The sequence below is a fragment of the Bacillus sp. HY001 genome (assembly GCF_007558965.1).
GTDB classification, from domain to species: domain Bacteria; phylum Bacillota; class Bacilli; order Bacillales; family Bacillaceae_G; genus Bacillus_A; species Bacillus_A mobilis.
In genome coordinates, this window is the sequence record NZ_VLTE01000001.1 from 1 (window position 1) to 15960 (window position 15960).

The window sequence follows — 15960 nt, forward strand, 5'->3', positions numbered from 1 at the left end:
GAGTATGTCCAAAACCGTACTCTTCTACTCCCTATTGTAAAAAAATGAGTCCGATGCCAAAAGGCATCGGACTCATTTTTTTAACTTGATGGCTATGGTCCATGTGGACAGCTTATTGTTTTTTTGCTTAGCGTGCAAAATTCGCGTCTTGTTGGCGGTACCCCATGCCCATCAAGTTAAAATCTCATATTACCCCCAGAACGAAAATTTTGTGCATTTTGCTCGTATTTATTGTTTTGGGGAAATTCATATTTTTAGCTTGATGGCGATGTAATGGGCCTCCTATTGTTCAGTGACAATAAAGTTGTTTAATTTTAGTCTAAGAAATGTAATAACCACCTACTAAATTAAATTGTAGGTGGTTTTAAAGTTATTTAAAATTAAATTTAATTGTTGTAGCCTGTAATTTATAAAAATAATAAAGTTGGTTAATTCTTCTTCAACTAATGCCTCTTATTGAAAAAAGTAGCTTGCTCCATTTACTAAATTTTCATCCTATTTTACATAGCTTAATCTGCCTCAACATCTTTTTCACCTAAATTTTGAACAAATCTTAATAGATAACCATCAGGGTCCATAATTAAAAATTCTTTTTGTCCCTTTAATTTAGTATCAGCTCTATACCAATTCTCTTGAATATCAAATTTAATTGGATACTCGTTCTTTTTCAAACTATTATATAGTGGATCAATATCATTTATGATAATTTGAAAATTAATTCCTCTTCCGTAGGGATAAGATAACTCCCCAGTACTCCAATGACCATTTACTTCTTCAATCATAATCTGGCAGTCATTTAAAGACAGTAAAGCAAACTTATCCTCTGGTCTTTGATATTCAATTTTAAACAGGAGAATTTCCGAATAGAAATTTAAACTTTGCTCTATATCTGAAACTGATAGCTCTGGTATTAATGCATTGAGTTTGTGCAAAAATGCTTCCCCCTTTGTTTAAGTTATTGATTATTATAACACTTACTATAAATTCTTCTTCCATTAAACTACTTCGTTAATCCTAAAAGAAGTAAACAACTTAATTATTTTTTAAAGGACTTTATTATAAATTAAACAACTTTATTATCTCTACACACCTATGTCAAAGCATCTTTTATTTGTTTTTATAAATATCTATGTATTTCATTATGAAGTGTTTTCACACGCTCTTTATAGAATATGCCTTTCCCCTCTATTTTCAGTTGCGCTATAAACAGATTTGCAAGCATTACCGCTGTATCAAGCTGATAAAATAAGCTGACAATTCGAGGCATAGATTCAAAGATATCTTTATTCTTATATCCATCTTTAAATTCATACCAATCAATTTCATTAGTTTCAGCTATCCTCATAAGTTCTAGCAGCGGGTGACCAATTAGAGCATTATCCCAATCAACCAACGCCTTAACTTCTCCGTTATATCCAATTAGATTTGCTGGTCGAATGTCCATATGTAATAATTTCTTTACATGATCTGCTTGTTTAAGAATCTCTTCGATTATCGATATATCAGGAAATTCAATATCGCAATGTGTAATTTTATTAAATCCTTTTACTCTTTTTACGACACGTTCAGCTATATACTTACTAGATGGTTTCCTAGTCCTATGTTGGTAATTCAAATTTTCAATTGGAATATTATGGAGATTATTAACTACTTCTCCTATTTTGTACGCAGAAATTTGAATATGATCAGTAGCCAGGTAATCTGAAATTAAAAAATCAAGTTCCGTAGAAAGGTGCAGTCCGTGAACCTTTGGCACTGGAATGTCTTTAGAATTACAAAACTTAGAAAGCTCCGCTTCCTTTTGCAATGAGATTCGACTATTAAACAACCCTTCATTTATATTTTTCACTTCACGTTCCCAAGGTACTCGAAATGCTAAAGGCCCTTTTTCCGAATCCCCTCGGAACACAATATTTTGCACTCCATTTCCTATTACTTTTAACTCCTGAACATCCAATTCTTTATATTCTCGATTCAATATAGTTTTTAATTTCGCCCTTAATTCTTCTGTTTTCCAACGTATATTAACCATTTTACCCCTCGATTCGCAAGTTATTTACAACCCGTAATAGCATCTCTGAATAATCTTCCAGATGTATTTCTCTTCATTTTAATACATGTGTTTTTTTATATTTCCAATCGTAATAAAGCTAGCCAATATTAAGATAGAAAATAAAAGTAAAATATTATTCACTCCCATATGAGTTATTAAAATACCAGTCGACAGAGCAGAAGATATCTTAACAAATGATGCTAGAATTGTTCTTAAGCCTATTACCCGGCCAATATATTCTGTTGTAGTATTCAACTGTATTAACGTTTGCACGATAATCAAATGCGACATGGTAAATAGCCCCATTATAAATATACAAATAACGGCCGTTGTTTTATAGTCATTCAAATATAATAAAAAAGAAGAGGTTGCCATACCCATCATCGTAATAAAAATAACTTTATGTTTAAACTTTTTTAAAAAATAGATAGCAATCAAGCCTGCTATAATTCCTCCTACTGAAAATGCTATCTCAAATATTGAGTAAAGTCCGCTACCTCCTTCAAACTGTTCTGCAAGAGGTAATAATAAAGTTGTTGTCATTTGTATGCTAATGCTATTCAAAATGGATAAAAACAGTAAGTACTTCATTCCTTCTGTTTGATTAATAAAACGCCATCCCGATATTAATTCTGCAAGGTAGGATATTCTTGTATTTTTTACTTTTTTAGGGTTCATTCTTTTTATAGAAGAAAAGAAAATGGCCGCAACTAAAAATGTTACAGAATTAATAAAGAAACTAGTGGCTAAAGAAAATTTAACTAGAAATAACCCAGATATACCAGTTCCCACTAGTAATGCTGCTTCATTTAATGAAGATGCTTTTGATATAACAAATGGTATATCATGATTACAGAATGCTTCCTTAATAAATGCAGAAGATGCAGGTTTGTAAACAGTGTAGCAAACTGCTAATAAGAATTGCATAATGTAAAAAATAAATACTGATTCAAATTTTATGAAAATAAGTATTGCCATGATTAAAACAAGTACAAATCGAATACTATCTGTTAGAACAACAATATTTTTAGAATCATGATGATCTACATAAACAGACACAAAAGGTGTTAAAATGATACTTGGTATATAATAAATTGCAATCATTAATCCGATAGAAGTTGCTTGTCCTGTTAAATGAAAAATATACCATAGCAAGGCAATTTGTTGAATTCCATCCCCAAATCCGGTAATGCTAATCCCTAATAAATATTTCAATTTATTATTCATAAAATTACCTCTTATATAATTGTTATCTTCATTTTAGGTGCATCACTTCAATAGAGTAAATTACAATTTATTTATCTATATTTATAATTTATTCTTATAAGGTATCTCACCACTTGCCCTTCAAGCGAAGTTAAAATCATATCCTCAAAATAGAAAAACGCTATGCTTATCGTAAGAAGTTTATGAGAAAGGATGGTGTTTTTAATGAATCCTATTATTTCAAATGAGCTGAATCTTTTCGCACAAGAGCTACAATACTTTTTATCTCCAGTAGTCCTACAAGATATCGCCAAACAAGTTGGCTTTGTACAGCGAACTAGTAAGTATCAAGCGAACGAACTCATTGCCCTTTGCGTATGGCTCAGTCAAGAAATCGCTAGCACATCGCTTACACAATTGTGCAGTCAGTTAGAAGCTTCAACTGGAGTACTGATGAGCTCAGAAGGACTGAATCAACGCTTTAACCCAGCAGCTGTCGCATTTCTTCGAGAAGTCTTTACTTCTCTTCTCACACAAAAACTCTGTTCAAATCACTCACTTTCTGCACACATGATCCCTACTTTCAATCGTATCCGTATTTTGGATGCAACAGTGTTTCAACTACCTGATCATTTCGCCACTGACTATCAAGGTTCAGGTGGAAGTAGTAATACGGCAGGCGTAAAAATCCAATTGGAATATGATTTACTTAGTGGTCAATTTCTTAACGTGCAGCTTGGACCAGGAAAGAATAATGATAAAACATACGGTACCATCTGCCTTGAAACCGTAGAGACCAACGATTTGTGTTTACGTGATCTTGGTTACTTCGATTTAGGAGACTTACAAACTATTCATGATAAAGGGGCTTACTACATCTCGCGGTTGAAGCTAAATACGCGGATTTATATCAAGAACCCTGAGCCAGAATACTTCAACAACGGCACGTTAAAAAAGCAAACAGAATACATCCAGCTTGATATGACACAAATGATGTCAGATCTAATCCCTGGTGAAACGATAGAAATTCCCGAGGCATACATTGGCCAAAATCAAAAACTTCCAGCACGTGTCATTATCCATCGTTTAACCGATGATTATACGCAAACACGCCTAAAAAACCAAGCGATACGTGAAAAGAAAAAAGGCATTGTCATGAAAGATAAAAGTAAACGTTTAATGGGCATGAATATATATATTACGAACACGTCTTTAGAAGAAGTACCAACTAACTACGTGCACTCACTGTATTCACTTCGTTGGCAGATTGAAATTTTGTTTAAAACGTGGAAGTCATTTTTTGAAATTGATGAATGTAAAAACATTAAAAGAGAGCGCCTAGAGTGCCATTTATATGGACAACTAATCGGTATTCTCCTCTGTTCTTCTACGATGTTTCAAATGCGACAGTTTTTGCTTGAAAAAACAAATCAGGAGCTAAGTGAATACAAAACGATTTATATGATTAAAGATTACTTTCCGTTACTGTTTCAAGCGATAGCCATTGGCACAGAACAACTTTTGAAAATTTTGCATCGTCTTTATCTATTGCTCAAAAAGAACGGTCGTAAATAACATCGGTATAAGAAAATGACCGTCTTTGATATTCTAGGGATTGTGTATAAAACGACGGTGAAGCATAGACAAACTGCCTAGCGAAAAAATCAGATTTTAATAGGCTTCTTTAGTATGCCTACTTTTCTATCAATTGTTAGTTTTGAACCAAGGATCGTTTCATATCTAGTAAGTTACTTGATTAGCTTGATGGGCATGTGGCGGGACCCCAAACAGTACGATTTTATTTCAAAGAGACAACGATTTTACTACACACTTTTTATTTATCCCACACTCTCATCTGCTAGTATTACTATTTTTTATTACTAATGTTGCCGTTTCACTCGGATGGCTAAGAGGAAAATGATGGCCATATGGAACAAAATCAACCTTACCAAGATGCGATGGAGCAGAATAGCCTCTGTCATAATCCCCCCAAATAATGTGAAGATTATACTTTGTTACTTCATTGAAATCACCTTGATCGTTTTTCAGTAGTAAACTATTAAGCTGAACCGTAGTATTTAAAATTCTAGGAGAAGTAAAACTGTTACTTATTTTTTTGATATAATGTTCAGGGATACTCTCCATACTTTCAAACAAACCATTACTTAATAAATATCGCCCTATGAAATTAGTAGTTGCCAGTTTTAATGTCCATTTGTTCATAAATTGAGGAACATTTAGCGATGTAGCATTTTTTTTAATAACAGGTGGCTGAAGTAAAGTGATTGAATACTTCTGATCTATGTACTCTTGTACCAATGCTTCCAGAAGAATAAACGCACCGAATGAATGGCCAATTAGATGTGCACCATTAGTAGCTTTCTCCAATAACTTTTTCACTACATTCAAATAGATATCTAAAAGATTTTTCTCTTGTTTAAAAGGAGAACGTCCCAAACCTGGAAGATCCAAGATCCATACAGGTTGACCAGTTTTTTCATGAAGCTCTTGTGCTAAAGGAAATAAATCTTCTCCATCACTCAATAAACCATGTAATAAAATAAATGGTTTACCCTCTCCTTTTAATTGGTAAAGGGTATTGTTATCGCATAATGTTCGTTTAAATAAATGATTATGCTGGCCATTTTGATACATCATTCGATAATCCAGATCAGCTACTACGGCAGGGAAAAATTTCATTACACTCGTCTCCTTAAACCAATCTCCTCCCATAATTTTTTTCGCTGAAACATTTGAAAATTTTCGTTTTGTAATAAAATTCAGTCCATCCGAAGGAATTTTTGTTATTTTACTTATCCCACTATTCATAATTGCTTTCATAAGTGGCATTGGGACAGAGATTTTTGGTGCCCTCATATTCATACTTTCCGACATAATACTTAATAATTCAGCAATGTTCTGATCGTGCTGTTTGTCTTCAACAAGTGTATATGTTTGAATAGTCGGTTGTTCCAATCTGAAAACCTGCACAATAAACTTCGCAAGCTCATCGTTTGAAATAAGTGGTAACCTATATCCCTTACCTCCAGGAATCACTGGCATGAGCCCTCTTCGCATACTCATCACAAGCAAACCTAATCCTGCTATCTGCTCTGTACTCCCTGTTTTACTACTACCGACTACAGTTGGCGGATTAATTACAGAAAGCGGATAACCTACCGCTGATGCCTGGTGACGGATATAAAGATCTGCTAAAAATTTTGTTCTCTCATATGGATTTTTTATTTTCAAATCATTGTTTCCTTCTTTAAACGCATCAATTGCAATCTTGCTATTTTTATCATCAAAGGGACTCATATAACCTACAACATGAATAAATTGTTGCAAGCCCTTCAATTGATGAATACTTTTAGCTAATTCACTAATATGTTTTGCGCCATTTAAAAATACGGAAGCTGCCTCTTTACTTGTCGCTTGAATATCCATGGGGCCTCCTGCGTGAATAATCACATCCGTTTTCAATATCCTCTCCTTATCTTCAGCACTTAGACCTAAATCTATTTTCGTCAAATCACCTTCAATAAAGTGCATAACTGCCTTTTTTAAGATGCCTCTTTCTTGAAAAATGCGTATTGCTTTACTTTTCGACCTTACTAAAAGAAGAATTTTAACATCCTCTTTGGCTAATTCTTTTACTAATTGCTTTCCAATAAAGCCTGTTCCACCAGTTAAAAATACTGTTCTCATATAAAATCCCCTTTTTAGTACTACTTAGTACTAATTTGATGTAAAAAAAATGCTTCTTTTATCGAAGCAATTTTAAAAAATGATCTGCTGTTTTCGTAATTACAGTTGCATCCTTCAATGTTTCTGAAATAAATAACGCTCCTTCAAGATTTGTAATAAAAAGGGATGCAACCTCATCAATATTAATCGTATTTCTGAATTCTCCATTCTCTACCCCTTGTTTAAGTAATAGAGAAACTTTCTTTTGTAATCCTGTAAAAAAAAGACCTATTTTTTCTTTTATTTGTGTGGCCTGTTTAGGACTTTGAATATAAAGAGTAATAAATGGACAGCTCCCCTTATACTCTCTCGACTGAACTCCTTGTGATAATTGTTTTAAAAACAGTTGGATACGATCTTCAACTAAAAATTGGGTCTGAGAAAGTACGTCATCAATTGCAGATTGATACATTTCAATCCAATAATCAACGACCCCTTCTAATAATACTTCCTTATTAGAAAAGTGATAATACACATTAGACTTTGAAACTTTGCTTACACGTACTAATTCATCCATACTTGTATAAGCAAACCCTTTTTCTAAAAATAATGTTGCAGCTACTTCAATCACACGTTTTTGATTCATTAATTTTACCTTTGTCATAACTAGAACTATATAGTACTAATTTAAATATTGCAAGCATTTATGTTAATTTTGAAAAAATTTTGATTAAAAAAATTCTACTAACATTGATTTTACTGCAAAAAAAATCTTAGCATCAGTGTTACGCAAAAAAGAAAAGGAGTGGATCCCCCCACTCCCTTTAACCATCTACCCCTGATTCCTCTGCGCCTCTCTAAACTCCTCCTTCACCTTCTCTAACAACCCTTCTTCCGTAATTAATCGATACGCTGTATTTGCTAGTGCTTTTGCGGATGTAATTAATGCTTTATCTCCTAATTCTGAACGTGCTGCTTCTCTAAATTCATTCGTATGTGCAATTAAATTGTCTGGACCGATTTTAATGTATGGGTGAATTGTTGGTACGACTTGACTTACGTTTCCTGCGTCTGTCGAGCCGATACCAAATCTTTCTTTCCGATTTACGTCTTCACCTTGTAATTCTAGTTCTTCGGCTACGACTTCATTAAATGTTTTTGTTACGAGTAGTTCATCGATTTCATTTTGGAATTGATGAATTTTCACTTTCGTACCTGTTGCTAGCGCTGCTCCCTCTGCGATGTTTCTTACTTTCTCTGTTACTTCCGCACATCTTTTTCTCGTTGCTGCTCGGATGAAGAACCTTGCTGCAGCGTAGTCAGGAATAATGTTAGGTGCTTTTCCACCCTCAGTAATAACGCCATGAATTTTCACATCTGACGGAAGTTGTTGGCGAAGTGCGTTAATGCTGTTATACAGCTGGATAATCGCATCTAATGCGTTAATTCCTTCTTCTGGTGAAGCTGCGGCGTGAGCTGTTTTTCCGTAAAAATGAAAATCAAGTGGATCGACTGCTAGTGAAGGGCTCGTTGTCGCTGTTTTTCCGCTCGGATGAATCATAAGTGCCGCATCGATATCTTTAAATAAACCAGCTTTTACATAACTCGCTTTCGCACTACCGTTTGGCCCTCCTTCTTCAGCCGGAGTACCAAACACGACAACTTCCCCGCCAATTTCTTCAAGCGTTTCTGATAATGCGATCGCTGCCGCAACACTAATTGTGCCAATTAAATTGTGACCACACGCATGACCGAGTCCTGGTAAAGCGTCATACTCAGCTAAAAATGCGATAACTGGTCCTTGTTTTCCAGAGCTTTTTCGTGCGATAAAACCTGTTTCATGTCCAGCTATATTGTGTTGCAATTGAAAACCTGCACTCCCTAGCAATAAACTCAACGTTCTTGATGCGTAAAACTCTTGGTTACCAATCTCCGGATTCGCATGAATATCGTGACTTGTTTCTATGTACTTTTCCTTATTTCTTTCAATACTCTCTTCAATTGTTTTTCTTTGTGACGTTACTCCTGTCGCTCCCATTGTTCTTCCCCCTTATATTTTCACGTAAAAAAGCCTCTTTCTAAAAGATAGAAAGAGGCTTCTGCATATACAGTCAAAATGAGCTTCTTTCTTATCTTTCAAGTTACCTTGCTGGAATTGGCACAGTATTCATAACGAATCCGCTGCCGAGGTATCATAGGGCCAGTCCCTCCACCTCTCGTGATAAGAATTTTCATAAAATTATATTAAATTACATTCATTCTAAGTTCATTCCGATTAAAAGTCAAGGAATTCCTATCCGAATTTACCGAATATCTAAAAATCCTTTTAATACACCAATTGTTTCTGGTGCTTGCAGTCTTGCACATACGTACGGAAATTCCATACTACCTTCAAACATCATTTGAGATGTGAGCGGTGCCCCTGCCCAGAAGATTTCATCATCGATTACGATAAACGGGAATGCTTTATTTTGTCTTTGTAACTTTACATTTTTTAACGGAACTGGTCCATCACTATACACCGTTATTTGCGCATTTGTACGCATTAACGCTTGCCATACTCGTTTATCCACTTGCTTTGTACTTGGAAGTGAAATAATAATTTTTCGTTTTGCAGCTAAAATATCTTTCAATAATCCTTTCGGCTCTTCAAGATTCATTTCCATAAACCAGCGTAAACGTTTCGAAATTTTCCGCTCCCACAATTGTCTTGATGTCGTGCGATCATACACATCTCCGTGACGTTCTATATGAGCTGTTAATTGTGATAAAGCTTGTTTTCTCGAAAGGTTTTTGCGCATATAATGGCAATCTGATAGTTGAATGAACTTCCCTCTCGCTCTCGTTACAGCTACATTGACGAGGCGATGGTTTTTATGGTCAAAGAATAACACGCCTGGTCGTTCTTGCGGATAACTATCCACTGTATCAAATATCATCATATCTCTTTCAGACCCTTGAAACTTATGAACCGTCGCCGCTAAAACTGGTATATTTTGATATTTCGTTCTCTGCAATATTTCCCTAATACATGTTGATAAGAAGCGGGATTGTGCCCTGTAAGGTGTAACAACACCGATCGATTGAACACCATCTAACAGTCCGATTAACATCATTTGCATCGCTACTAAACCAGACATAATGTTAAAACGAGAACCTGAAGCAGCGTCTTTTAACGAAAAGGCCCCCATTAAGCTCGTATCAAATAAAACACTCGCCTCATTTGCGAATGGTTGCAATTGCGCAAGTTCTTTACGTTCTGAAACAGACGGATGATCATACACTCTATTTTTATAAATAAATGAGTTTGTAAACTTAGATATATCCGCATGCATACGTCTTTGTTCCTGCAGCATAAAGAGGTTCGGATGTGCTTCTGACTTATTGACAGACTCAACAATCCCGGCATGGTAAAACATATCTTCCCCGAGCCATTTTCGAACGAGTTCATGGTTCGCCATCGCAATTGGAGGTAACTGTAAAAAATCACCACATACGACGATGCGTTTTCCAAGTGATGCAGCTAATGCAATTTGCGGAACATATGCCATACTCACTTCATCTACGACAACTAAATCAAATGTACGCTCATAAATCAGTGAATCAATGGCACATTTCGATAAAGTTGCACCGATTACTTTTGCATTTTCAATGTATTCTTTTTCTACTTCTTTAATTTTCGCTTTTTGCTTTCGAAGATCACTTTCAATCTCTTGTATACGCTTCTTATCAGCAGAAGTCGCTTTATATGATAAAATCTTTTCACGGAGATCTTGTCGTGTTTCCTCTAAATAGAGTCTTTCTTCTCCCCAAGATCCGTTCGTCGTTTCAACTAACTTCGATGCAAGCAACGTTTCATGATTTCGTATATGATCATGTTGGCTATAACCGTAACGAACAATTTCGCCAGGCGTCCATTTCTTTTTCTTCTCAATTTGCTTCGTTACTTCACTCATTAATACGTCCACTGCCGCATTACTATGAGCTAGCACAAGTACCGATTTTCCCTTTTGATAATGCGCTGAAATAATACGTGATAAATTGTAAGACTTCCCTGTTCCAGGTGGTCCCCACACGTACGTTGTCGGATTGTAAAACGAACGATACGCCAATTCATTTTTCGGATTTTTCATCTTCTCAATATGTTTCGGACTGCTCGTCCCATCAACAAGACGCTTTATACGATTACGTTTTAACTTATCTTTATGTGCCTCTTTCAATCGCTCTTGTAGTTGCTCTAACAATTGCCACGGTTCACTGTATAAAACAGCTTCTCGTATTTCACCTTGTATATAGTCATTTAATTTCAGTTCTATTTCTAATCCATGTACAGATAATACTTCTCCTGTCGCTTCCTCACCATCAAACTCAATTCGAATTGGTGAACCTTCAGGTAAGCTTACTTCCGAAATAAGCTGAAATACGTATACCGTACTTTCATAATCTGTATATAAAAAACGACCATTCATGATAGAAATTTTACTACCACCTATCGTTTTCCAATGTTTAATTTCATACGCTAATGCATAGTGCCACTCTTTCATCGTTGCCGATAATGAAGGAGTTTGAGTAGGTGTATTCATCGTATAATCTCCTTCCTTCTCCCCAAACATACTTTCTCACTATACCATATAACACGCTAAAATTTGTAAGGTTTTTATCTTGCTTATTTTCTTAATTTTCAATAATATATTGTATATAATTTTCAGAAAGAAGGAATCCACATGCCAGTTAGAAGAATTGAACACGTTGGACTTATGGTTGCAAACTTAGAAACATCTATTTCATTTTATGAAGAAGTAGTCGGCCTACAACTCATTAAACGTATGGGGCACCCGAATCCAGACTTACAACTCGCTTTTTTAGGTGTAGAAGAATCGAAGGAAACGATACTAGAACTCATTGAAGGCTACAACTCTTCTCTTCCGGCAGAAGGAAAAGTACATCACATTTGCTTTAAAGTGGATTCATTAGAGGATGAAATCGAAAGACTCAAGAAACACGAAATAACCTTTTTACTAGGAGAAGAAATTGAAACATTACCAGATGGAACACGTTACATATTCTTCGCTGGTCCTGATGGAGAGTGGATTGAGTTTTTTGAAACGGAGAGATAAAAAACCTTTATTTTGCAGGTTAAAAACAATCATTTTATGAGGAGTAGAGAATGATCAATACAATCTATATTATTATTTTTTGGATCCTTATACTCTTTCCAATCCTGTATGTAATTAAGATAAGACACTGGAATTTAAAAGTAGTTGCCGTATTTGTTGGAAGAATTCTATTAAGTATTATCTTTTTCATAAATGGAATAGCTTTCGGAATGCAACGAAATTGGTCAGAGCCTCCCTATGAAACAGAATGGGATTTCTTTATAAAGTCTTTGCAACATGGGAAAACTGATGCACTTATAGAAGTATTTCTTCTAATTATTATCATTACTTTAGATTTAGCAGTTATATTTTTTTATAGAAATAAAAAGAAATAGGATATTCTCTCCTATTTCTTTTCTTAATGTTATAACAATCTTTCAAATAGCTCTAACTTGCACAATGCTTCCCGTTAATATAATACGCTGATTCTGTGAAAGTCGTAAATACAACCTCTACTTCTGGAAGTCCAAAATCCATTACATATGTAGTAATAGCCTTGGCAAATCGATCGCGAATTTCCTGTCCACGCTCGAACCATTTCACTTCAATAAGAGGAAACGCTTCTATTTCTTCTCCATTGAATACAAACGTAGAACTTGGTAGTTCCAAGGTAAAATTATCCGTACCACACTCACAGATTTCTGCGAGCTCTTCTACTAATGGCTTACTTATGCTTTTTAATTGTTCAGTAGTAATTCCACGAAACACAACATGCGGCATGTGAATCCCTCCGTTACATAGCTTTATATTTGCTCACATCATAACACAATTTATTTTGCTGCACTAACATTTTAATGACATTCTTAAGAATGATCATATGTTAGTGATGCAATACATGTATTGTAACCTGAAAAATAATAAAGAGGTATTGTCACATCGGTATCAAACTAATAAAAAAATACTCCTAAATAAAAACACGCTACTCTTTCTGTAGATTCATAGGAAAGTATAGCGATGAGATATTCCCTCTATTTCTCCCGTATCGATACGCGAGAATCAACATTGTTTATTATATGCCAAAACAATAACAAAAACGGAACTGTTATCAGGTCTCTTCTCTCATTTTTCTGTTAAATTCCTTAAACAACAACTTAAGTCCTACAACCATCTTTATTCCTAGTTACTAAATATTAGTTATGTTCATAATTCTGTAACATGTATAGACAGGTATATATGTTACAACCAACTTAGCAAATTACAAATAAATTTGCATTTCCTGTGCCCCTTACCTCCCAGTAAGGGGCGTACCCTTTGATAAATAATTATTTCAATACAGCTTTTTCCACAGTACTTTCTCGTCAATTCCACAAGTTTAAGAACTCTCATACGTTACCTTTTCCAAGGAACTATATGCCGATACACGAATCCCTATTTATATAGAGATTTTTTGAATTACGTGTCCCTCATTATTTACTATAACCACGATTCAGTTTCGTTAACTTTTCATTGATTTGAAAAATTCTTACTCTAATATCTTTAATACCAGATGCTTGAAGTCTGTTTTTGTGCATTTCGGCGTATTTTTCAGCATCTTGTTTTTCTTCAAATACATAGATGCCTCCAGCTTCTTTTGTTTCTTGATTCTCTGTCCATATTTTCCAATGGAATCCGTCTTCTTCATTAATACTTTTTGCTAAATCCAAAAATGCTTTTTCCATTTCTTCACCAAAAGGACCTTCAAACGGAAAATCAACTTGTAGTAAATATGCCATTTTCACTCACTCCTATGTTCAATATTTTCAATTCGAATGCATACAGTTTAACGGCTGTTTTCATAATTCAATAAAAGCTCCCAGATTGCGGTAGATATTTTTAAATATTATTTTGTTTTTTTGACTTGATTATAATAAAAGATGGACTTCGCGATTCGTTTATTAAATCTGGCATTTTCTCTATCCCTGCCAAAGTTGATTGTGGTTCGATTATTTTATCCAGCGAAAACCCGTGTTCAATTAAAGTATTTATTAATGTGGCAACTGTTCGATGATAAATAACCACACTATCGTCAACAAACCAGTTGTGTACTCTGATTCCTTCTTCTTGATAATTATCTAATGCCCAGTGTGATTTATTACCATCCTCAGTTTTTATCCAATGGTTGCTCCCTTTGCGAGCTGTTGCTACTGGGTGTTCGGTTGAAAAGATAAATTCACCACTGCTTTTTAATAGTTCATTAATCTTTTGAATCATTGCCGAGTAATCTTCAATGTAATGTATAGAGAGGGAACTTATAATCAGATCAAACTTTTGATTGGTTAGTCCCATATCCTCCATAGGAAGACACATAAATTCTATGTTATCATCCTGATTTAACTTTTTAGCACGTTCAATCATATTTTTGGATATGTCTACACCTACTACGTTTTTTGCACCATTTTCTATACAATACTTTGAAAAATGACCATCACCGCAACCCAAGTCTAATATCGATTTTCCTTTCAAACACAGAATTAATGATTTGATTGCTGGCTGTTCTATGAAGTCATTAGCGTTTATTCCACTTTCACGCAACGCTGTGTAGTTTTTGAAGAAATTCGGATTATCGTAAACATTTTGTTTCACTTACATCACTCCTCTGATAAGTTTTTCATAGATTAAGCTGACTTCTGTTTCCAAATTATCATACTAACCATAAAAATTTTGTCATCCTTTTATTATGTAATGTTTTTTAGGAAGATATCTCGAACTCAATACTTTCACAATCCTGCCCGTTTGTTGAATAAACTGCTGTAGATACTATACTGTATTAAGAAAATTAACCTTTATTTTAATTTTCAAAAAATATTACATGAAATTAAACTTATATAATGTTAGCTTGATGGGCATAGAGCACCGCCCACATTTTAATTATTTTATGGGCCAAGCAATTCTCAAAAAAGGATAGCATGATTTTAATTATGATTTTGATTTAAACAATGCGTTCTGAGACACTACTCTCCTTCTAAAATAGCGTAATAATATTCATCCCACCATTCATTTCCATGGGGTATACACTTCCTGAAATATCCTTCTCTTCTCATTCCAATTTTCTCCATCAATCGATATGACGGGGTATTTTGGGGCTGACATGTAGCTATAATTCTATGTAATTTCATTTCCTTAAACCCATATTTTAATGTAGCTTGTGCTGCTTCAGAAGCATATCCTTTATTGAAATATTTAGGATTGAATACCCACCCAATCTCATAAGTATGGTCACCAAAATATTTATGAAAAACAATATGACCAATCAGAATATTTTCATCTACCAGTATCACAGGAAAGTTCTCTGCATTTTCACCCATATTTCTATTTACAAAGTTTCTTGTATCTTCTTCAGTAAAAACCCCTTCAGGTATGTATTTCATAACATTGCTATCTGATGTATACTCATGGACATCTTGCCAATCTTTGAACTCAAAATTTCGTATTAATAATCTTTCTGTTCTTATAAACATTTACTTTTCTCCTCTCAAAAAATCGTGTCTTTATTTCAAATCCACATTCAACCCTTAAACTATCTTACAGATTCATCATAGAAACTACATGAATAATAATTTGATAAATATATCATATAACAAATATTAGCATTCATACATTTCGAAAATTATGTTAATTAAGGACAAAAATAGCTTTTTCTTAACTATTCTAAATTTCGTTTACTACTAACTTCATTTTACTTAAATAAAATGCTGGATCTGATTTTTTTTGCAACTTCTTGTGAATGAGTAACAACAATTACGCATTTTGTTGAGTTTAAATTAAAGTCTACTTCTCCCTGATGTTTCCCCTTTTTATTAAGTATTTCAAATCTAACATGTTGTGTATATAATACATAAAGATTATTGGATTTTGAATCAACATATACGCCCCTTTTAT

At 34.3% G+C, this 15960-nt stretch carries 13 protein-coding genes, 1 pseudogene and 1 riboswitch; of the genes and pseudogenes, 3 read left to right on the forward strand and 11 right to left on the reverse strand.

From position 1 onward, the window contains the following. Window positions 1-509: 509 nt before the first annotated feature. The 3 genes from FOT98_RS00010 to FOT98_RS00020 all read right to left on the reverse strand — a co-directional run bounded on the left by FOT98_RS00010 (window position 510) and on the right by FOT98_RS00020 (window position 3280). Window positions 510-932 carry a bleomycin resistance protein gene (locus FOT98_RS00010; protein ID WP_063259545.1) on the reverse strand — a complete coding sequence of 141 codons (423 nt, stop codon included), beginning with the start codon at window positions 930-932 and terminating at the stop codon, window positions 510-512. Between the two features lie 185 nt (window positions 933-1117). After that, window positions 1118-2032 carry a phosphotransferase family protein gene (locus FOT98_RS00015; protein WP_063259544.1) on the reverse strand — a complete coding sequence of 305 codons (915 nt, stop codon included), beginning with the start codon at window positions 2030-2032 and terminating at the stop codon, window positions 1118-1120. A 78-nt stretch (window positions 2033-2110) separates the two neighbouring features. Then, a complete protein-coding gene (locus tag FOT98_RS00020; protein ID WP_063259543.1) occupies window positions 2111-3280 on the reverse strand; it encodes an MFS transporter in 1170 nt (389 codons plus the stop codon). Window positions 3281-3484: 204 nt separating this feature from the next. On the opposite strand from FOT98_RS00020, the pseudogene FOT98_RS00025 reads away from it, so the two are divergent. Further along, window positions 3485-4915: pseudogene (locus FOT98_RS00025) on the forward strand (IS4 family transposase). A gap of 195 nt (window positions 4916-5110) precedes the next feature. Here the strand turns inward: FOT98_RS00025 and FOT98_RS00030 are convergent. The 4 genes from FOT98_RS00030 to FOT98_RS00045 form a co-directional block, all read right to left on the reverse strand. Then, entirely contained in the window at window positions 5111-6967 is a 1857-nt protein-coding gene (locus tag FOT98_RS00030; RefSeq protein WP_063259542.1) for an alpha/beta fold hydrolase, read from the reverse strand. A gap of 58 nt (window positions 6968-7025) precedes the next feature. Beyond that, the gene (locus tag FOT98_RS00035) at window positions 7026-7592 is read right to left on the reverse strand and encodes a TetR/AcrR family transcriptional regulator (RefSeq protein WP_063259541.1); all 567 of its coding nucleotides are present in this window, start codon (window positions 7590-7592) and stop codon (window positions 7026-7028) included. A 186-nt stretch (window positions 7593-7778) separates the two neighbouring features. Next, window positions 7779-8984: a M20 family metallopeptidase gene (locus FOT98_RS00040; protein ID WP_063259540.1), complete on the reverse strand. Its 1206-nt coding sequence runs from the start codon at window positions 8982-8984 to the stop codon at window positions 7779-7781. An 88-nt stretch (window positions 8985-9072) separates the two neighbouring features. Next, window positions 9073-9174, reverse strand: a riboswitch (SAM riboswitch). A gap of 75 nt (window positions 9175-9249) precedes the next feature. Continuing rightward, entirely contained in the window at window positions 9250-11559 is a 2310-nt protein-coding gene (locus tag FOT98_RS00045) for an AAA domain-containing protein (protein WP_063259539.1), read from the reverse strand. Between the two features lie 111 nt (window positions 11560-11670). Between FOT98_RS00045 and FOT98_RS00050 the strand changes: the two genes are divergently transcribed. Both FOT98_RS00050 and FOT98_RS00055 read left to right on the forward strand, forming a co-directional pair. Then, entirely contained in the window at window positions 11671-12063 is a 393-nt protein-coding gene (locus FOT98_RS00050) for a VOC family protein (RefSeq protein ID WP_061677736.1), read from the forward strand. Window positions 12064-12113: 50 nt separating this feature from the next. Then, entirely contained in the window at window positions 12114-12437 is a 324-nt protein-coding gene (locus FOT98_RS00055; protein ID WP_063259538.1) for a hypothetical protein, read from the forward strand. 52 nt (window positions 12438-12489) lie between these two features. Here the strand turns inward: FOT98_RS00055 and FOT98_RS00060 are convergent, their stop codons facing one another. The 4 genes from FOT98_RS00060 to FOT98_RS00075 all read right to left on the reverse strand — a co-directional run bounded on the left by FOT98_RS00060 (window position 12490) and on the right by FOT98_RS00075 (window position 15539). Then, entirely contained in the window at window positions 12490-12822 is a 333-nt protein-coding gene (locus FOT98_RS00060; RefSeq protein ID WP_063259537.1) for a DUF1904 family protein, read from the reverse strand. Between the two features lie 686 nt (window positions 12823-13508). After that, window positions 13509-13814, reverse strand: a complete 306-nt coding sequence (locus tag FOT98_RS00065; RefSeq protein WP_063259536.1) for a monooxygenase — start codon at window positions 13812-13814, stop codon at window positions 13509-13511. A 100-nt stretch (window positions 13815-13914) separates the two neighbouring features. Beyond that, window positions 13915-14664: a class I SAM-dependent methyltransferase gene (locus tag FOT98_RS00070; RefSeq protein WP_063259535.1), complete on the reverse strand. Its 750-nt coding sequence runs from the start codon at window positions 14662-14664 to the stop codon at window positions 13915-13917. Window positions 14665-15032: 368 nt separating this feature from the next. Further along, window positions 15033-15539 (reverse strand): GNAT family N-acetyltransferase, encoded by a 507-nt coding sequence (locus tag FOT98_RS00075; RefSeq protein ID WP_061677742.1) that lies wholly within the window; start codon window positions 15537-15539, stop codon window positions 15033-15035. Window positions 15540-15960 lie beyond the last annotated feature (421 nt).